Origin of the sequence: Pseudomonas sp. PAGU 2196 (assembly GCF_022179005.1) — a bacterium.
GTDB lineage: Bacteria > Pseudomonadota > Gammaproteobacteria > Pseudomonadales > Pseudomonadaceae > Aquipseudomonas > Aquipseudomonas kermanshahensis.
Genome location: NZ_BNTL01000005.1, coordinates 66,437 through 83,607 on the forward strand (window position 1 = coordinate 66,437; position 17,171 = coordinate 83,607).

A 17,171-nucleotide genomic window follows, 5' to 3' on the forward strand; every position below is an offset into this window, starting at 1 on the left:
TTTTTTTGAGAAAAAGCTTTCATTTATCAAAAGGTTAGGGTAGATTCTTCAACGTTCTCAGCGGTATCGAGAATAGAGTCGGGGCGTAGCGCAGCCCGGTAGCGCACTTGCATGGGGTGCAAGGGGTCGAGTGTTCGAATCACTCCGTCCCGACCAATAATCCCAATGGGAAAGGCCAATGTTCAGAGCATTGGCCTTTTTCATTTGCGTGACTTTTGCGTGACTTCTCCGTTTTTCATGCCTTCCTCCTGGTCAGCATCGTAAGTACCGGTCCGCGCGAATCGGTTGCGGACACCTTGTTGGCTGCCTCGATCAGTTGACCGATCTCTGCGCCAGAGTAGTGACTGGTGATGCTGCCGTTCTTGTGTCCGAGCAGCGCCTTTCGATCTTCCTCCGAAACACCTGCAGCCTTCAGTCGCCGACCGAACGTGTGTTTGAGATCGTGCACACGGAACGATGCGAACCCGTCGTGCGCCGGCCTCAGGTTCTTCTCCTGCCAAACCTTGGCCGCCCTGGCCCTGGCCTTCTTCCATGCCGAGTCGTTCATTCGATGCATCGGCGTCTCATCGTGGTATGGGAATACCCATTCCTTGCTGATCCCGCGCTGTCGGTTGACGATCAACCGGGCAACGCTGTTCAGCACCACCAGCCTCTCGTCGCCGTTCTTGACCCCGGACTTCTCCGTTCGACCGCCGAAGTCGGCAGGGATCAGGAACACGGTAGCGTCGATCTCGGGCACATGAATCTCCCAATCCCAGCGAAGTTTGCAAACCTCCTGCTCCCGGCAGCCCGTGTTCACCTTGAACAGGGCCATCTTGTGCAGGTGGTCAGGCAGTTCCGCAAACAGCACAGCCTGCTCTTCCCATGACATCGGGTAGGGCTTCCGTGCTGACCGTTTCTCCTCCAGCATCGAGATCATCGGCACGTTGTCCAGCCACGGCCGCTGCTCGGAGTCCCGCCACTTCCTGGCGCACAAGTTCAGAACCCTGACCACTCGCTGCAAGGCGATGTTGATAGTCCTGTTCGATGCGCCCGGCTTGATCTTCCCGGTTTTCGTCTTCCCTGGCATCTTCCGGTCCTTGATGTACTGAGCCAGCGTCCCGTCATCAACGTGACTGACGGGAAGGTGGCCGATGTACGGATCAAGCTGCTCCAGATAGGTGGCGGTCAGCCAGATTGATGGCTGGTCGGCAAAATCCACCAGGTACTTCGTGGCGGCCTCTCGCCACAACCTGACCTGCTTGACGCCGTAGATCTTCCGCTGCCGCAACTGCTCCAGCCGGAATATCAGGTAGCGCTCCGCTTCTTCCCTTTCGCGAGCGCCAGTGCTTTCGTAAAGTCGCTCACCGTTGACCCTCTTGTCGATGTGCCAGATTCCGTTCCTCTGCGAGAGGCCCGTGATGGTTTTTCGCGCCATGTATTTCCTCCAACCTGGCGCTCGCTGCAGGGGGATTCTGTTCCCTTGGCGCCTTGTTTCGCAATTGCTGTGGTCAGGATGTAGTCAGTTGCCCAGGCGTCGAGCTCCTGCCGGTCGAAGCCGATGCCGCGCTCGCCGATGGGGAACTCGCTGACGTAGGGCCTGACGGTCTTGTTGAACTCGGCGCGACTCATGCCGAGGTAGGCGGGGGCCTTGCCGGCGCGGAGAATGCGCGGCAGGGCAGGCGCGGGCTGTGCCGCGCTGGCTGCTGTCATGTGGTGATCTCCAGGCTAGGCGGCCAGATCATGCCGTGAATTTGTGCCCGACCTGCGCCGCGCGGGCGGCTTCCTCGGTGCGGAACATGAGCCGGGTGGTGCTGACGCTGCCCCAGCTGTTGTATTCGACGTCGACCCACCAGGCGCCGAACTTGCGGTACGGCTCGCCGAGGATCTTCGTGACGTAGCAGTCGATCAGGTTCATGGATGGTCTCCACGCCGCCGGTGGCGGCAGGTTGGTTATTCTTCGTCGTCGGTCCGGCCTGTAACTCCACGGGCGAAGTCCCGCCACTTGTCTTGCTGGGCTTCGGTCATTTTGTTCCACGGTCCAGCGCAGTCCTGCTCCACCAGGGCGCCACCCTTTAGCTTCAGCGTGCCGCAGTTGCTGCCGAGGTCTTCGGCGGCGAACACGACTGTGATTTCTTCGGTCGGGTGAAGGGCAGAAAGAGCCTTGAAAACCGGCACCGGCGCGTTCCAGGCCGTATCGAAGGACAGCGAGCAGCCTTCAACATCGATCTTCTGGCTGTAGGCGTTCCACTTGGTGCCCCAGGCATGGCGGGCGAAGTCCATGCAGTGCATGTATCCGGTCTTGCGGTGATTGCGCAGCATCTGGACGAACTGCTCGAAGCTTTCGTCGCTGAGCTTCGTCACCGAGGATGTTTCGCGACTGTGCCGCTGCATGCCGGCGAGCATCGGGTTGTTACTGAGGGGTAGATTGATCGCTGCCTCCGCAGCGGTTTCAGCTGCGCCGCAGATGAAGTCCCAGGTGAACTCGCCCTCAAACTTAATGAGCTTGCCGAAGTCGATCCGGCCGTCTCCGTTGATCAGCGATGTGAGGACGTGAGCTGGCGCGCTGACTTTGTTGGTGATGTGGTTTGGCATGGCAATAGCTCTCCATGCCCGCGCATTTCGGCGGGCCTGAGTGGTAGGGGAATGGGTTACTTGATACGGCCGGTGAGCCGTTCGCGCCAGGTCAGGCGCCGGGGTAGGTGCTCGCGGTCATCGATCTCGACAACCACATAGGCCGTGCGGTCGAACGCGGCGTCACGGCGCGCTGCGAGCAGGCATGCTTCGTCATCCGCGCCCTGTGCAGTTCTGGCGATCAGCTCATGGATGTCGAAGCCTTTGCTCTCCACGTGCCAGCCGTGCACCACAGCAATGAATCGACTCATCGCGGCCCCCTGTAGATCAGGTAGGCCATGTACATCAGGGGCAGGATCATGGCTGCGCCTCCATTGCTAGGTCGATCGCCTGGCGTTTCTGCTCTGGGCTGGGCTCAAAATCATCAAGACCTTCGAGGTGGATGCACCCGTACTTCGCGTCTGGCCAGATTCCCTCTTGCACGTAGAGCTCGTAGAAGAAGGTGCCACGCCCGTTGGTGCCCATTCCTTCCAGGACGACCTGCCGGCCTCGCGCCAGGATGAAGTCCAGACGCTGCGTATCGTTGAACTCAGCCATGGATCAGCTCCTTGGGCACCTGGACGGTATCGCCGAGCTTGTACCGGACATAGCCTCGGCAGAACGCGACAAGACCTGTTGGGCCGTAGCACCATCCGGCGTCGGCAGGTCCACCAGCGCAGCGAATATCCTGAGGAAGGCCGGGGATGTGCTGTGCGCTGCCATTGTGCTTATCGATCATCGGGCCGCCTACCGCCCAGTCTTCCCAAGGGTTGAAGCGCTTGGCGTGCTCGATGGCCTGGCCCTGGTACAGGGCGAACACTCGCCAAGGAATGCCGTTGTAGCCGGGCGGCTCCAAGTACACATCCAGACCTTCGGCTTTGCCAACTGCCCAACCCAGCGCCTCGCCGGCCAGGTCTGCCGTCTTCACTTCGATTAGGTCGGTCATGACATCTGCTCTCCACGCTGGGCGGCAACGCTAACGATGGCTGTCCGCGCAGCCTTCCGGCGATCGCCCTGGGCATACTCGCTATTCACCCAGATCATGGTGTCATCAGCCCATACGGCCTCATCCTCACCAGATCCTTCGACGTTGATCTGCATGCCCAGACCGATAGCCAGTTTGAAAGCATCGCCGTCGTTGATGTAGGGATTCCAATGCGCCCGGGTGCCCGACTGACCTTTGATGCGTAGGGGCCATTTCGGATCACGGCAGGTGCAGGGCTCGACCTCTATCCCGGCAGCCTTGGCAGCCAGCAGCAGTTCTTCGAGTTCAGTCACAGCTGATACCTCTCATCAATCCAGCGCCCAGGCGCCAGAGCGGGTGTAGGTTCGGGTTGGGTTTCGTGCGGGGAGAGCTGGCGCTGGTTGCCTGCCTGCAGCTGGCTGTCGGGGATGCAGCTGATGCCGACCCCATTCAGCAGGTAGCAGGTGACACCGCGCTGGCTGTCGTGCTGAACGTCGATGACGTTCTCGGTTGCACTGGCGCCGGTGGCCAGCAGCAGGAGGCAGAGGGCGAGGCGGGTCATTCCTGAGCCTCCAAGCGTTCGTTGGCAACCATGTCGATGAAGGCCTGCGGCAACTCGACCGCCTCATGACCCGGCGACCAAGACAATGGCGGGCACTTGCTGATCATCTCGTTGAGCAATTCGAATGCCGCGAGCAGCTGGTCGTCGTTCACCTCGCCGTCTTCTGGCAGGTCGTCACAGAAGTGGTCGTTCGGGTCGATCTGCCTGGGGTAGTTCGGGGTGCAGAACACCAGCCGCAGGTCGGCCAGGTCCACCTCGTGTTCGATGAGGTAGTCCCGCAGGTCTTCCTCGTCGAAGAAGTACTGGTCGCCGTCGTATTCAGTGATCGCTTCGCCGGCCCATACGCGCTTCGGCATGGCTGAGAATTTGGCAGCCCGGCTCTCTGCGTGGCAGGTCTCGCACCACCCGTTTGTGGCATGGATGGGGTGCTCTGGGTTCTTCGCGCAGTGGCGGTGAGTGGACCCGCAGTAGCGGGCCATGTGCTCATCCTTGCCCCAGAACCGACCGGAAGGGTCGACCCAGCCGGTAACGGTCTGGAGGCTGGCGGCTTCGGGGGATTCGTACATCACGACTTTTTCTTCGCGCACGGGGATTCCTTGGCCGCCATATCGCGGCAGTGAATAGAGGGGAGAGGGGTTACAGTGGGGTGGAGTACAAATGTGCTCTTGTCGCGGTGCAGTCAATCAACCGCTGGTGCAAGGCCCAATTCGATCAGGATCTCGCTGACTAGGCCGCGCAGGTTGTCGCCTGGGCAGGCAAAAGTGTCTTGGTTGCCTTGGGTGTAGTTGTCGAAGACAGACAGAGCCTTGAGCCATTGCTGCTCGCCGAGCTCCACCTGGTACGGCCCGGTATCGAAAAAGTATCCTGAAGGCGGATCCTGCTCTTCATCGCAAGATAGTGCGGCGCTGATGCGCTCCGGCAGCGAAACGGCGTGGCAACCGCCCTCAATGGCAAGCAATGCCTCAGCAAGTAGTGCATCGAGCTTGGCAGCACGGTCGCGAAGCCCGCGGGCCTCATCGCTCAAGGCAGAGCGCTCATCCTCGCATTCGCGCAACTCCTCGCGGCACAGCAAGTAGCGGTCGTCGTCGTTGAACTGCCCGGACCCTACGCGCTCCTTCGGTGGCTCGCCGGTGACGCGCGCCTTGATGGCGGCCCAGGCCGGCTCGTACTCGGGCCAGTCACTTTCGATGACTAGGCACTCGCGGCTCGGCAGGTGAGCCTGCAAATGAAAAACTGGCTCAACCAGCGCGCTTCGGTAGTTGACCGGCACCTTTGCCAAGTCGCTAAGCTTGATGACGATGTACCGGCCTTCTCGCTCGAATTCCTTGCTCATGACTTCGGTCCCTTCTCTGTGCTGGCGGAAATAGCTGCCTCGATAAGCTCTCGCGTCTCTTCCAGGCCGGCGTACTCATCCCAATATTCGCGTTGAATGGTCTCTTTCAGCTTGTGCAGCAGCGCATCCTGCTCGGCCAGCTGGGCGCGCTGATTCGAAATGCGCAGGCTCTGTCGCTGGATGTTCGAGTCAGAATGCTTGATGACTTCGCGCAGCTTCTCGTTCTCCGCGCGCAGCCGCTCAGCCTCATCTAGTTGCTCCAGATGCCGGCGAGCGTACTCAGTGTTCGCAGCTACAAGCTGCTCAAGCTCGCTGGTATCGGGCATCGGCCCCAGCCCAACAATCGGCAGCCCAGTCGCCGCCGCATCCCTCTCTGCCTCTTCTTTGGTCCACCAGATGGCAGTACCAACCATCCAGGCTATAGGCTCGGGGTGGGGCTGCGGGGCTGGATGATCGAGGAGGGCTCTCATGCGCCGGGAGAAATCGAAGATCTGCGCTTTGGCGAAGCGTGCGCATGCGGCTTCAATATCTTCGCGCGGCACGCTGACCATCTCGGTGTTGCTGGATCGGTTTTCTGTGGGCATGGGGGTAACCTCAAGCGAGACGTTCAAGTTGTTGTTGGATGCGCTGGCCGATCCAGCGGACGACGAAGACGGCCTTGCTGTTACCGATCGCCTTGTAGCGTGGGCCGTCCGGGCATTCGTCGGCGGGTTTGCCACGATAGGGGATGCGGGTGTGATCGCCGGGGAAGCCCTGGAGCCATTCGCACTCGCGCGGGGTGAGGCGTCGGACCGAAGCCATAATCAGGGCGTGTGGCTTATCTCCGCCACCAGATGCCGCGCGAAGACACCCGGCCACGTCGTCTCCAGCCTCAATCGTTCCTCCACCGTCTCTGCCGCGCAGGGCGACGGAAACAATGGGCTGGCCACGGCCGGTGCCGTCCTCGCTTGCGTCGAAACCCTCGGCCTTCAGGGTGTGGGTAATCTCGCCGGTGATGCATACGGCTACCTGTCCGCCGGCGTTGGGGTGGCTGGCGCCATGTCCCATGGCCCGGAGCGTAGGTGCCAGGTGGCCGGCATCTGCCCCGTGGTCCTTGCAGCTGAAGGCAAGGAGGGCGTTTTCTTGTCCGCTGTTCCGACCCAGCGGGTGGACCAGGTCATGCAGCACGTCAGGATCCTGCGTTCCGTGCACCACAAGCATGCCGTTCTCGGCGTCCTTCTGAGTTGCGCTGCCGGCCGCTTTGCCGTTCGCCTGCAGTGTGCCGGCGACAATGTGGCCTGCCATGGCGTGGTCAACATCGCTGCCGCCATCAGTGCTTCGCAGCGTCCCAGCGACCTGGCCCTGGATGCAGAAAGTCTCGCTCTCCATGTCCAGCCGTGTGTCCTTGGCGGTCAGCGTGGCGGCCTGGCTGACATCGCCTTGGAGGCTATGGCCGCCATAGGCAGGCACGCCGGCCAGTACCTCGACAGCCGGTCCTTCGTCACCCTCGCAGTTCGGGCAGCCGTACTGGCCCAGGTCTAAGCCGAAGACGTATCCGCATCCGCACTGCAGCGCAGGGCCGAATGGAGCTCGTCCGGCAAGGTCTTGCCCCTCGCCTCGGCGCGGCGGAGTATCCCGGCGCAGGCCTTCGCGCTCAAAAAGTACTTCGAGTGGATCGAACCCTGCTCGAGCACTTGCGACAACGAACACACGGCGGCGTCGTTGGGCCAAGCCGAAATATTGGGCATCCAGAATCCGCCATGCGGCTGTTCGCGTGGGTCCATACACACAACCAGCGTCCTTCCATTTGCCCCCTGGCGGTTGGAGTTCTTCGGATTCGCCCACCAGGGCGCCGAGGAAGCAGCCAAACGCGTTGCCTTTGTCGGAGAGGACGCCGGGAACGTTTTCCCAGAGGCAGGCGGCCTCGGGCTCGCCGCGCTTAATTCGAACATGGTCAATTGCATCTAGCAGCTCCACGTATTTGATGGTGAGGGCGCCGCGGGGATCGGCAAGGCCTTCGCGCATGCCGGCAACGCTGAAAGCCTGGCAGGGCGTGCCGCCGACCAGCACCTCGGGCGCTGGAATCTTGCCGGACAGCACCATGGCCGCCAGGCGGGTCATGTCGCCGTGGTTCGGCGTCTCGGGGTAGTGATGAGCCAGCACGGCGCAAGGGAATGGCTCGATCTCGGCGTACCACTCGGCATGCCAGCCCAGCGGGTGCCAGGCTGCGGTCGCAGCTTCAATGCCGCTGCAGACGCTTCCGTAAGTGATGGGCATTGGTGATCCTCGCCGGGGTGGCGTTGATATGAGGTTTGGGGTATGAGATAGGATCCGGCAAGTGGCCGGGGAGGGCGGAGCTATGAGCAATAGACCCAGTAACAAAGTGATTGCACAGGTACTAAAGGTGTCAGAGAGGGACGTCGAACTGTGGCTATCGAATGCCACGCCGATGACGAGCCCCAATCGGTGGCTTCTAGACTTTTCTCACGATATGCCCTGGGATCTGCGGAAAAGGCTGAAAATGAAAGCCCTCTCGTTGATTACGGTGCTACCCCCTGAAGGTTGATAGTTGAATAGGGGAAGGCGCTGGCGGGCAGCGCGGGTCAGGAATTGGCGAGCAGCAGCAAGCCTTTGTCGTCAGGATCGGCGCCAAGCCTGATGTCTGGCGCACGAAATTCACGCTGCATCCGCCATTGATCCAGGGCGCGCGCCACGGAATTGCTCAACGCGAATTTGTGGCGCGGTGGCAAACAGAGCAGCGTGAGGGCCTGAATCGGCCCAAGCGCATGAGCGCGCTCAATCAACACTCGGACGATACCGCTTCGGTCGGCGATGTTGATCCACTCGCCCATTTCATCAAGCTGCTGGATGGTGCCGCGCCTTGCCATGAGCCTGATTTCGATTCGTTCTGCCTTGATGTGCTGATCGCTTTCGATCTCAAGGTGGGCGCCGGCGGCGAAGTACGGGAACTTAGAACGACCAAGCTTGTGGGCGTTGTAGATCAGCAGGGTGAGCGCTTCGCCGCTTTCCTCAATCTCGCCCCAGGACATCAGGTCAGTAAGCTGGCTGGCGTGGGTGGTGGTCACCTTCAAGCGCAAATCTTGCTCGCCCAGGCGCTCCTGCTTCTCGCGCCGGCGCTCGTCACGCTGCTGCTGCGTCAGAGCCATCATCGCCTCCATTGCGCACAAAGGTGGTACCCGGCCCGATGTCTAGAAGGTCGCACACCCGGTTGATTATCTTGAGTGCGGCGTCGAACACCTTAGCGTCGTCGGGCTCGCGCGCCAGGCGCTTCATGTTCGGCTGGCGCTCAAGACATACCTTTTCAGCCAGGCGTCGCGCCAAAGCCCGAAGCTCGTCCGCGCTGTCGTGGAAGCGCAGGCTCAAGGCAAAAGCCAGGGCCACTTCCTCAGGCCGGTACTGACCGCCGCTGCGGGTGATGTACAGCTTGCGCACCGGCTTGCGCAGCGGGGAAACGATTGCTTGTGCCATGCTCGACCTCCTGCAGGCCGCTTGGGGGAAGGTGGGATTGCTCACGCCGCCTGTGCAGTTGCAGCGATCGGCGGATTTTTCGGTTCATGGGATAGCTCCATATCGCAGTCATGCCAGCCCGCGAGCCACCAGGCGCTATCGACCGACATTTCTGGGTGAGGCTGGTAGGCTCGGCACCGGCCAGCAGCCCGAGTTGTACGTCCGTGGTAGTAGGGCAGTGGGTGAATCTTTTCCGGCTTGACCCTTGGCATGGCTACCCCCGGTGCCGCTGAAGCGGGAAGTTGATCTTGAATGCCGCCAGGATTCGCTCGAGCTTGCGATTCCCGATCCCCAGCTTCGCGGTTACCCGGGTCCGAGAATTGCCGGCGTCCCGGAGAGCGATGATCTGATCGGCGAGCGCTCGATCTTCCTTTTCCTGATCCGCCGCGGACTTCGTTGGCCGGGCCGCCCTGGGCGGGGAGAAGAACTTGAAGCCCTCCCGCGCAGCCACACCCCACAGCGCACCTTTGGTTTCCCCAAGGAGCTCCGCAACCTCACCGCAGCTCATGGTCTTGGCCAGCTCGGCGATCTTTGCAGCGCGGGTCCTGGCTTTGGTTACCTGCTGTCTTTCGGCCTTGCGCGCAGCAGGCTTGGCCGGCTTCTGCTTGGGGTCTGGGTGCTTGCGCTCGGGCAGTGGTCGGTAGGTGAAGCCCTCCAGCACGACAAGCTGGCCACCAGAGGCAAAGAAGGCCGCTTGTGCGGCCTCCAGGTCGATTGATGGGTTCATGCTGCCTGGCTCCTCAGCTGCTTCTCGTAGCCGTCAACCAACAGCTTAAACTCCCACAAGTCCTGCTCAAGCTGTTCGATGTAGTCGTCATCGCGCTTGAACTCGCGCCACCAGAGCTGGCGGCCCACAGGCTTGAGGAGGGGGCAGTACATCCCGATGTGCCACCATTTGCGGCCGGTGATCCACATGCAGCCCTGCACCTGGTCGATGACTTCGCTGGCGTCGTTGTTGATGTGGAAGGCCCGCAGCTTGTCCGGGGCTAGGAAGCACTTGTACTCGCTCCCGCCATCCTCGCCGATGAAGCCGTCTGCGCTTGCGCCGAACGCGCCGTCATCGGTTTTGACCAGTCCGACCTGCGTAACGATCAGGCCGGTCTGGATCTCGTGCTCCATCCTGGCCTCAGGCTCCAGCTCGTGGCCACGGCGCATCTGCCAAGTCTCGAATCCACCATCGAGCGGTGCGCCACCGATTCGCTCGACGGCCAGCTCGAAGGCGTAGGTGAGGGCGGCATTTGACGGCTCTCCGACCTTTTCTCCGTCCAGCGCCTTCTGAACCACTTCTGCCTTCGGTGCGGCCTTGTAGCCGGCAAGGTCGCGGGCTTTCGATTCGCTATGGCCGGCGTTGATGGCGTCAACGTATGTGCGCTGCTGGGCAGTCAGCCCATTCACCTTGGATCTGGCGGCGCTGAACATGCTGGCAGTGATCACTCCAGCGCGGGCCTGCAGCCACTCTGGGGAGCCCTGGGTGCAATTGACGATAATCATGGATTGGCCTCCAGTACTGTCTTCCGCTTGGTCACGGCGATCTTCACCGTGTCGTAACCGGCCTTGTCTCCGCTGGCTTGCAGAACCTTCAGCGATGCCTGCCAGACATCCTTCAGCTCGTCAGGTGTGGCTGCTGCTTCGACTTTGGCGAGGATCTCGTTCACCGCCTGGGCGCGCATTTCAGCGGTATCGGAGCCATCCGACGACTGCGCATCATCGTCGCGAACGTCGCTGGTAGTGATGTTCAGCAAGGCGCACATGACGTATCGCTTGCCGTAGGTGGTGGAGGAGCCAACCGCCTGGACCTCGTTCCGGCCTTTGCCGATATCGGCCGGCAGGCTCATGGTGGTCTGTTCGCGGTGACCCTCGCGGTGCATCAGGATGCCGGTGACGCTGATCGACTTCTCCTGATTCTCGACCTTGAAGGTGATCGCGAAGCCATGTCGCTGCATGATCGGCTTGATGATCCGGGTGATGTCATCCAGCGTTGCGTAGGCGTTTCCCGTGTGCAGGTTCACCGCGGCTTCGAACACTGTAGGGATCTCGCACTGCATTTGAGCCATGCCGGCGTTGAATGCCGCTTCGGCGGTCTTGGCGTGCATTCGTTCGTGCATGGCCAGAAGGCGCTCCATCTTCTCGATGTCGCAAGTCGGGTCGGCAGCGGCTCGGCTGATCACTGCCATGATGCTGTTATCGACCGGGCCGGCTGCCGTCACTGCCTGGCGGCGCTGCTCCGGCACAATGATGGTGCTGCTCATGGCGGCTACCTCAGAAGTTGATGGTGATGTTCGGAACTTCGCGGCGGGCGATCTTGAGCACGATGGCCTTGGCCAGCTCCTCGGTGATGTTCATCGACATCAGGGCCTCTTTGGCCTCGCCCATGATCTTTATCTTGTGCGCCTGATCGCGCTCACGGGCCTGCTGCTGGCGAACGATCTCGGCAGCGGCTGCATCGGCGCGGCGGCGTTCATCCTGGCGCGCCTGCTCGGCCGCTTCTTCAGCCCGGCGAGCGGCGGCCTGGCGCTCAGCCTCGGCTTGGCGCAGCACTGCCTGGCGGTCGGCTTCGGCCTGAGCGGCAGCGCGCTCTGCTTGCTCGGCCTGCAACTTGAGCTGAAGACGCTGGTTCTCGGCTTCGCGTTCTTGCGCAGCGGCCTGGTCAATCAGTTCCTGCTCCCGGCGGGCAGCCGCTGCGCGTTCGTTGGCGGCACGTTCATCAGCCTCACGCTGGGCCTTTTCTGCCGCCTCGCGAGCGATGGCAGCTTCCCGGTCGGATTTCTCCCGGGCTTCGGCTTGTGCGCGAAGTTGGGCCAGTTCTGCCTGCTCGGCTTCGAATGCCTCCCGCTTGGTCAAAGCAGCGCGCAGCGCGGTCAGCACCTTGTCCTTCGCGACGCCGGCCTCGGCCTCGAATTCTTCCCAGTGAGCGCCGAGCTGCATGCCCTCAGCCTCAGCAATCAGGCCCTTGATGTGCAGAGAGGTCTGATCGCCCAGGTCGTCCGCCAGAGTCTTCAGCCAGTTCAGGCGGTCGTTGTGGCGGTCGATCCGCGCATCTTCGGCGGCTTCCCACTCGGTGAGCGGTCGGCGAGTCTCGTCCCGCAGCGCATCCATCTTGGTCACGAACTCGCGCAGCTCAGCCTCGACCACCTTAGGCATTTCCTTGAGGCGGCGCAGGTAGTCGCGGCCAGGCTTCTCGACCGCGGTCTTCGACTTGCTGACCTTGGCAGCCAGGCTGGCGATGCGCTCGCGGCCCTTGCGGGTTTTCAGGTCGGGCACTTCGCCCAGGACCTCACCTTTCACCAGATCGATGAATTGCTGAAGGCCGCCGGCCACGTAGATGGCCGGCGCGTTCTCTTCGCTGATCTCCTCGATTGCGATCAGTTTCTGTTCTGCGGACATGCGAAACTCCCGCGCCATCCATGCGGTGGGCGCTGATTATGTGGTTACAGGGTGATGGTTCCGGCCAGAGCGCTCAGGAGGAGCCAGCCGGTGAAGAAGGTGAGGGCGATGAAGGAGCCACGCCAGGTAGCGATACGGCGTGCACGCTGGTAGCTGGTCATGGCTTCAACCTGGAAGGTTTGGCTTGGGGATACGCTTGAAGTTTTGGACTGGCTGAAGCTTCGAGACACCGTACCAATGGCACTGGGGATTTTTGGCGATTGAGCGCAAGGAAGCGAGAATGCATTCCTTGTGCATATGGCCTCGAAAACCTCCGCCCAAGTAATGACGCAGATGGCCATTGAACTTGATCAGGTCAAGGTTGCTGTGGAAGTAGCGCTGGCTCATGCGCGCACCTCATACCCAACTGTCCACTCGCCGCACATCCACCAACTGCGGCTGACAGCCTCAGGATTTTCGATGAACGCCTCGGCAGCGGCTTTCTTGGCGTCAAACAGCGTCGGACCCTTGAAGAGCATTAGCACCCGGTCACCAGGCATGGCTTGGGCCTCGGGCAGTTCAGCGACCTGGTCGTCGATGATCGACGGGAAAACTGGCGTGGTCATGCAACCTCCTTGCGCCCATCAACGATCTTGTTGAGGCGCCCGCAGTAGTGGTTGAACTCTTCGATGGTGATGCGCTGGTCGGCCAGCATTTCGGTGAGGAGCTTGAGGACCATGGCCTGCCAAGACAGTGGCGTCTCAGGGTAAGCCATGGCCTCAAGCTCTTCGTCGATCAGGACGTGAGGGCTTTTCATTGAGCCTCCTCGGCCTGGGCCAGAACTCCTTCTTTGGCGAAGGGGGTGAGCAGCTGGCGGGCGATCTCTTCTAGCGCCGACTCAGGGTTGGCCACGCTCAGGATCTCGTCAGCTGCCGCTGCTGCATCACTGGTTACCTTGCAGCGCGCCGCCAGGACCAGCCGGCCCAGCGCCGAACCGCTGACCTCTGGCAAGCCAAGCTGGCCCATCACGAACTCATCCACCGCTTGGGCGAAGCGCTCGAAGGTCACGCCCTGCTTCGGGCGCATCCGGCGCTGAAAGACCACGTCGCGGCGCGCCATCAGTTCAGCGATGCCGTCGTCGATCCAGCGCTCCTCCGGCGAGTTCTCACTCACCGCCGGCGGCATCCGGTTGTCGTACTCAAACTGTGCTGCTCGAAGTGCGCCCATGGCGTCCTCCTGGTTGGTTGTGCGGCCGCATTGGTCAGGAGCCAGGCGAAGGTGACCAAACCCACCGTGAAAGGTGGCCTGGCGCCTGCCAATGTGGTCTATGTGAAGGGAAGGGTGCAGGCGGTGAGCGCTACCTCACATGCATCTGGTCTGGCCGGGTAGGCCCCGGATTCGCCTGCGTGTGCGTCGATTAATGTTTACTGCAGTGAGCCTTAAACTAGATAAGACTCACGGTGATGAGCTTTAAATCGAGGAAAGCTGCATCGGAATGTGATCTGACGGTTCCGTCTCATCCGCGGCGGGGGCGACCCACCGCTTTGCAACCACGTTGCCGCGCTTAGATGCTTCGACTCAGATCACACTCCGATGCAGCCTGCGATGGGGAGCAGGGCATCGGGCAGTTAGCGTCAGGCTGACGTGGCGCTGGTTGTCTCTTCCGGGGCCTCGCCGGTGCACGCTTTGCCGCACAATGGGCAGTAGTTGGCGACTACCGACACCGTTTTGTTCACGCGCTTCATGCCGCCGGTTTTCTTCGGCGCCATGTAGTGGCCGGTGACTTCGACGCAGAATCGGCGCATGGCCTTTCCGGTCTCGATGTTCAATGAAAGGTTGTGTCCCTCTGCGCGCATGTAGAAAGGCCCGGATCCTGGCGCCTCCTCAGCAAGCTGGTCCGTAACCAGCTTCACGGCATCGCTGATGCAGGTGCAGCTCATCGTCTTGCCCTCCAGGGCGGTTGATTTCAGGTTGCGGCAAGCTGGTCCGCCCTATCCAGAAGGGCGGTGCAGACACGCTCATCGAATCGGTCAGTGGTGCGGTATTGGTCGACAGCTTGCCGGATGACTCCGGCCTTTGCGGTGGCCCAGGCCCTGTGCGCTTCGTGCGGGCAATCAAAGCTGCCAACGCTGGTGCGACTGCCGTCCAGCCAGTGAACTCTTGCCATGAACGGTTTCCCGCGCTTCGTGCGGGATACCCCTACAGGCAGATCGCCGCGCTGGGATGGCCGGTCGATGGCCAGGTTGTTCAGGATGCTGGGCACGAACACCGATGTTTCCGGGTGATAGATCTTCTCGCTAGGACTCAGGATGTACTTGTCCAGGTGATTGCCAATCCAGGGCTGACTCTCCATACAGGCCTTGAAGGCGCTGAAACGAAGCCATTGCTCGGCCACCTGGCATCCTTCGTAGTGGCTGTCATCGCGCTCTCCGAAGCAGCGTCGAAGAATCCCTTTCCATCTGCTGTAGAACGGGCAGTTGTGATAGCGGGGCAGGTCGTTGATGCCGACCCCAAGAACCAATCCTCTCGCCATGTTGATCTCCTGCGCATCGAAGCTGCCTCGGTGAAGCAGCTTTGATGCTGGCCCTGTCGCCAAGGCCAGCCAGTGAAATCGATTAGCGCTTACCCAAGACCGCCTTGGTGACGACCTTGGGAAACTTCTTGGTGCGGATCTCGTTTGCCTGCTTGTCGGTCAGCAGGCCCGCCAGATACAGCGTGGTGATCGACGTGTTGATGTGGTCGAGGCGCTTTGCCTCGTCGGCGTTCATTTCTGGGAACTGCTGCGCGAAGGGACGCGCTGCCCAGCCTTGCTCGAACGTGCCTGACATTGTCTTGCCCTCTGCTATTCAGTGGATTCCCCCTGATGCGCACCGCTTGAGGCGCACCGGGGAATCGTCTGCGGTTACTGGCAGTTAGTGCGCGCCAAGCGAATCGCCTCTTTGGCCAGATCGAAAGCGCGATCAGCGCCTTCATCCCCGCGCTGTCGGCGCATCACTCCGATCTGGTTCCAAAAACGTGCGTCCCTAACTTTTGCCTCGATGTACCAGTGCTTCATGGGCTATCTCCTTGGATTCCCAAAGCACCCGGTCGCCCAGGTGCTTCAGTGAATCGTTCTGTCCCATTACCGCCGGGGTGGCGGGGCGCATTGCATGCCCGGGTCGTTCTCTCGGTTAAGGCGTTTCACCTTCGTCAGCCGTACAGGGTTATCCCTGTCGTGGGCAGCCTTTCGGGGCTGTCTGGCGCCGGTCGCCGGTAGAGGCAATGCGGTCTGTTCACCAGTTCCAGAGCTGGCATGGGGATCGAATTTATTGCTCGCGCTGTGCCGTTGCCGGGATCGATCCGCGAGGTTCCCATCAATGTGAAAGAGCGGTGAGGCTTGAGGGCCTCAACAGGACCGGTTAAGTCGCTGCGTTGAAATCAATTTAGAAAACTAAACAGAAAGCGTCAAGGAGTATTTTAGAAAACTTAACAGGCGGGTCGAGCGAAAAGGTCTGCACCCCTGGAAATGTCAAGGCTTACGGATTTGTAGGAGATGGGATAATCTGCTGTGGTCCCTGTATGCATATACAGTAATTGGAGGATCATATGGCAAGGGCGCAAAAGCAGAAGCAGCAGGAAAAATTCGTCATGTCAGGCGTGGAGCGCCTAGGCCTGCGAGTTTCATCAATGATCAATCACCCGATCGCCCAACAGCAGCGGTGGGTGACGATTCACCGACTGGACACCGACGGTGATCGTGAGTGGGATGAGGTGATGGGGGTTATTGCCGAAACCGATGGGATTGAGATGACTTTCAATGATGAAGACGAATCTGTAACGCTTGCATGGGAAGCATCATCAGACGATGACCCGAGGGTTGAGTGCCTCGACGAATTCGTCGCAATGGAAGAGCCGGCGCCATTCTGACATCCACAAAAAAGCCCGCGCGTTGCGGGCTTTCGGGATCGAGAGGGCGGCTAGGCCTTCTTGGCATTCCAAATCAGCAGGACTTTAGCGTGGATCGTGACGTCATCCATCCGCGCGGTCTGATTCTCGTAATGCGGGTTATCCGAAATCAGCCGGAAGTGGTCTTCATCCAGTCGCATCATGCGCTTGATGTACAGCTCCTGGTGCCAGGTGATGACGTAGATCCCTTCACCAATGAACTCGTTGATGCCTCGGTCAACGATGACCAGGTCCTTGTCATTGATGGTTCCCTCCATGCTCTGGCCCCAGCCGGTAATCATCGCCAGCGCAGTAGCAGAGGTATAGGTCACGCCTTTTTCGCGGAGCGTCTCCTCGCGCACGACCAGGTTTCGGACCGCCTCGTTGTAATCGGCCGGGACCTGGCCATGGCCCATAGCGGCCCGGACGTCGTACTGCGGAATCAAAATCTCATCCTGCTTAGGGCGAAGACTCGAGAAGGCCGCGGGCAGGTATTCCTGAGATGATGCCGGGCTATCGGCTTCGACTGCTGCGGCAATCATTACTTCGCGTGCCTTTTCCGACAGGTTCTTGCCTGCTTTGGAAGCGAGTAGCTGCGCGACCAATTCGGCTGTGGTGGATGCGGCTGCGCCGCCATCAGAAGCCTGGTCAGAAACTGAGCCACTTCCATCTGACAGCCACTGTGGGGAGCAATCCAGGGCTTTTGCCAAGGCGAGCAGGTTCTTGCCCTTGGCGCCGTTCGTTCCATTGATCCAGAAACTCACGGTGGCCTTGGACACGCCAGACAACTTGCTCAGCTCAGTGGAGCTGATATTCAGCTCCTTCATGCGCGCTATGACGCGGTCTTTGAATTCCATATTAAGGATTCTAAACATTTCAATGTTTAGATAACTTGCCTTGTGCTGTTAAGAACTCTAAACTCGGTG

General features: G+C 60.7%; 29 protein-coding genes and 1 tRNA gene. 2 read left to right on the plus strand and 28 right to left on the minus strand.

Annotated elements, in window-relative coordinates; genetic code table 11:
* Positions 1-79 precede the first annotated feature (79 nt).
* Positions 80-156 (plus strand) — tRNA-Pro (locus MFF34_RS05555).
* 79 nt (positions 157-235) lie between these two features.
* On the opposite strand, the gene MFF34_RS05560 is transcribed toward MFF34_RS05555, so the two are convergent.
* The 27 genes from MFF34_RS05560 to MFF34_RS05690 all read right to left on the minus strand — a co-directional run bounded on the left by MFF34_RS05560 (position 236) and on the right by MFF34_RS05690 (position 15,376).
* Positions 236-1,402, minus strand: a complete 1,167-nt coding sequence (locus MFF34_RS05560; protein ID WP_238211283.1) for a tyrosine-type recombinase/integrase — start codon at positions 1,400-1,402, stop codon at positions 236-238.
* The gene (locus tag MFF34_RS05565; protein ID WP_238210956.1) at positions 1,288-1,692 is read right to left on the minus strand and encodes a hypothetical protein; all 405 of its coding nucleotides are present in this window, start codon (positions 1,690-1,692) and stop codon (positions 1,288-1,290) included. Before MFF34_RS05565 ends, MFF34_RS05560 begins: the two co-directional genes overlap by 115 nt.
* Positions 1,693-1,720: 28 nt before the next feature.
* The gene (locus MFF34_RS05570) at positions 1,721-1,897 is read right to left on the minus strand and encodes a hypothetical protein (RefSeq protein WP_238210957.1); all 177 of its coding nucleotides are present in this window, start codon (positions 1,895-1,897) and stop codon (positions 1,721-1,723) included.
* 35 nt (positions 1,898-1,932) lie between these two features.
* A complete protein-coding gene (locus MFF34_RS05575; protein ID WP_238210959.1) occupies positions 1,933-2,574 on the minus strand; it encodes a hypothetical protein in 642 nt (213 codons plus the stop codon).
* 56 nt (positions 2,575-2,630) lie between these two features.
* Entirely contained in the window at positions 2,631-2,864 is a 234-nt protein-coding gene (locus MFF34_RS05580) for a hypothetical protein (protein ID WP_238210961.1), read from the minus strand.
* A gap of 46 nt (positions 2,865-2,910) precedes the next feature.
* Complete coding sequence (locus MFF34_RS05585; RefSeq protein WP_238210963.1) at positions 2,911-3,150, minus strand: hypothetical protein; 240 nt, start codon at positions 3,148-3,150, stop codon at positions 2,911-2,913.
* Complete coding sequence (locus tag MFF34_RS05590) at positions 3,143-3,538, minus strand: phage protein NinX family protein (RefSeq protein ID WP_238210965.1); 396 nt, start codon at positions 3,536-3,538, stop codon at positions 3,143-3,145. Before MFF34_RS05590 ends, MFF34_RS05585 begins: the two co-directional genes overlap by 8 nt.
* Positions 3,535-3,870, minus strand: a complete 336-nt coding sequence (locus MFF34_RS05595) for a hypothetical protein (protein ID WP_238210967.1) — start codon at positions 3,868-3,870, stop codon at positions 3,535-3,537. The genes MFF34_RS05590 and MFF34_RS05595 overlap by 4 nt, the downstream gene beginning before the upstream one ends.
* Entirely contained in the window at positions 3,867-4,118 is a 252-nt protein-coding gene (locus MFF34_RS05600; RefSeq protein WP_014591205.1) for a hypothetical protein, read from the minus strand. The genes MFF34_RS05595 and MFF34_RS05600 overlap by 4 nt, the downstream gene beginning before the upstream one ends.
* A complete protein-coding gene (locus tag MFF34_RS05605) occupies positions 4,115-4,705 on the minus strand; it encodes a hypothetical protein (RefSeq protein WP_238210969.1) in 591 nt (196 codons plus the stop codon). Before MFF34_RS05605 ends, MFF34_RS05600 begins: the two co-directional genes overlap by 4 nt.
* 92 nt (positions 4,706-4,797) lie before the next feature.
* Complete coding sequence (locus MFF34_RS05610; RefSeq protein WP_238210971.1) at positions 4,798-5,451, minus strand: hypothetical protein; 654 nt, start codon at positions 5,449-5,451, stop codon at positions 4,798-4,800.
* The gene (locus MFF34_RS05615; protein WP_238210973.1) at positions 5,448-6,035 is read right to left on the minus strand and encodes a hypothetical protein; all 588 of its coding nucleotides are present in this window, start codon (positions 6,033-6,035) and stop codon (positions 5,448-5,450) included. The genes MFF34_RS05610 and MFF34_RS05615 overlap by 4 nt, the downstream gene beginning before the upstream one ends.
* A gap of 10 nt (positions 6,036-6,045) precedes the next feature.
* Entirely contained in the window at positions 6,046-7,707 is a 1,662-nt protein-coding gene (locus MFF34_RS05620) for a DNA cytosine methyltransferase (protein ID WP_238210975.1), read from the minus strand.
* Positions 7,708-8,033: 326 nt separating this feature from the next.
* Positions 8,034-8,597: a hypothetical protein gene (locus MFF34_RS05625; protein WP_238210981.1), complete on the minus strand. Its 564-nt coding sequence runs from the start codon at positions 8,595-8,597 to the stop codon at positions 8,034-8,036.
* A complete protein-coding gene (locus tag MFF34_RS05630) occupies positions 8,572-8,919 on the minus strand; it encodes a hypothetical protein (protein ID WP_238210983.1) in 348 nt (115 codons plus the stop codon). The genes MFF34_RS05625 and MFF34_RS05630 overlap by 26 nt, the downstream gene beginning before the upstream one ends.
* Before the next feature lie 253 nt (positions 8,920-9,172).
* Positions 9,173-9,685: a hypothetical protein gene (locus MFF34_RS05635; RefSeq protein ID WP_238210985.1), complete on the minus strand. Its 513-nt coding sequence runs from the start codon at positions 9,683-9,685 to the stop codon at positions 9,173-9,175.
* On the minus strand, positions 9,682-10,449 hold the full coding sequence (locus MFF34_RS05640; RefSeq protein ID WP_238210993.1) for a lambda exonuclease family protein: 768 nt from the start codon (positions 10,447-10,449) through the stop codon (positions 9,682-9,684). Before MFF34_RS05640 ends, MFF34_RS05635 begins: the two co-directional genes overlap by 4 nt.
* Positions 10,446-11,207 carry an ERF family protein gene (locus tag MFF34_RS05645; protein ID WP_238210995.1) on the minus strand — a complete coding sequence of 254 codons (762 nt, stop codon included), beginning with the start codon at positions 11,205-11,207 and terminating at the stop codon, positions 10,446-10,448. The genes MFF34_RS05640 and MFF34_RS05645 overlap by 4 nt, the downstream gene beginning before the upstream one ends.
* Positions 11,208-11,217: 10 nt before the next feature.
* Entirely contained in the window at positions 11,218-12,342 is a 1,125-nt protein-coding gene (locus MFF34_RS05650) for a hypothetical protein (RefSeq protein WP_238210997.1), read from the minus strand.
* Between the two features lie 165 nt (positions 12,343-12,507).
* Entirely contained in the window at positions 12,508-12,729 is a 222-nt protein-coding gene (locus MFF34_RS05655) for a hypothetical protein (RefSeq protein ID WP_238210998.1), read from the minus strand.
* Positions 12,726-12,947 (minus strand): hypothetical protein, encoded by a 222-nt coding sequence (locus MFF34_RS05660; protein WP_186663796.1) that lies wholly within the window; start codon positions 12,945-12,947, stop codon positions 12,726-12,728. The genes MFF34_RS05655 and MFF34_RS05660 overlap by 4 nt, the downstream gene beginning before the upstream one ends.
* Complete coding sequence (locus tag MFF34_RS05665; protein WP_232555101.1) at positions 12,944-13,138, minus strand: hypothetical protein; 195 nt, start codon at positions 13,136-13,138, stop codon at positions 12,944-12,946. Before MFF34_RS05665 ends, MFF34_RS05660 begins: the two co-directional genes overlap by 4 nt.
* Positions 13,135-13,548, minus strand: a complete 414-nt coding sequence (locus tag MFF34_RS05670; protein WP_238211000.1) for a hypothetical protein — start codon at positions 13,546-13,548, stop codon at positions 13,135-13,137. Before MFF34_RS05670 ends, MFF34_RS05665 begins: the two co-directional genes overlap by 4 nt.
* Before the next feature lie 407 nt (positions 13,549-13,955).
* Complete coding sequence (locus MFF34_RS05675) at positions 13,956-14,261, minus strand: hypothetical protein (protein ID WP_238211002.1); 306 nt, start codon at positions 14,259-14,261, stop codon at positions 13,956-13,958.
* Between the two features lie 26 nt (positions 14,262-14,287).
* The gene (locus tag MFF34_RS05680; protein WP_238211003.1) at positions 14,288-14,854 is read right to left on the minus strand and encodes a hypothetical protein; all 567 of its coding nucleotides are present in this window, start codon (positions 14,852-14,854) and stop codon (positions 14,288-14,290) included.
* 82 nt (positions 14,855-14,936) lie between these two features.
* Entirely contained in the window at positions 14,937-15,149 is a 213-nt protein-coding gene (locus MFF34_RS05685) for a hypothetical protein (RefSeq protein WP_019751323.1), read from the minus strand.
* A 74-nt stretch (positions 15,150-15,223) separates the two neighbouring features.
* Positions 15,224-15,376 (minus strand): hypothetical protein, encoded by a 153-nt coding sequence (locus MFF34_RS05690; protein ID WP_238211005.1) that lies wholly within the window; start codon positions 15,374-15,376, stop codon positions 15,224-15,226.
* Between the two features lie 530 nt (positions 15,377-15,906).
* Here MFF34_RS05690 and MFF34_RS05695 point away from each other — a divergent pair.
* Positions 15,907-16,227 carry a DUF1654 domain-containing protein gene (locus tag MFF34_RS05695; RefSeq protein ID WP_238211007.1) on the plus strand — a complete coding sequence of 107 codons (321 nt, stop codon included), beginning with the start codon at positions 15,907-15,909 and terminating at the stop codon, positions 16,225-16,227.
* A 50-nt stretch (positions 16,228-16,277) separates the two neighbouring features.
* Here MFF34_RS05695 and MFF34_RS05700 read toward each other — a convergent pair whose 3' ends face one another.
* On the minus strand, positions 16,278-17,102 hold the full coding sequence (locus MFF34_RS05700; RefSeq protein ID WP_238211009.1) for a S24 family peptidase: 825 nt from the start codon (positions 17,100-17,102) through the stop codon (positions 16,278-16,280).
* Between the last annotated feature and the right edge of the window lie 69 nt (positions 17,103-17,171).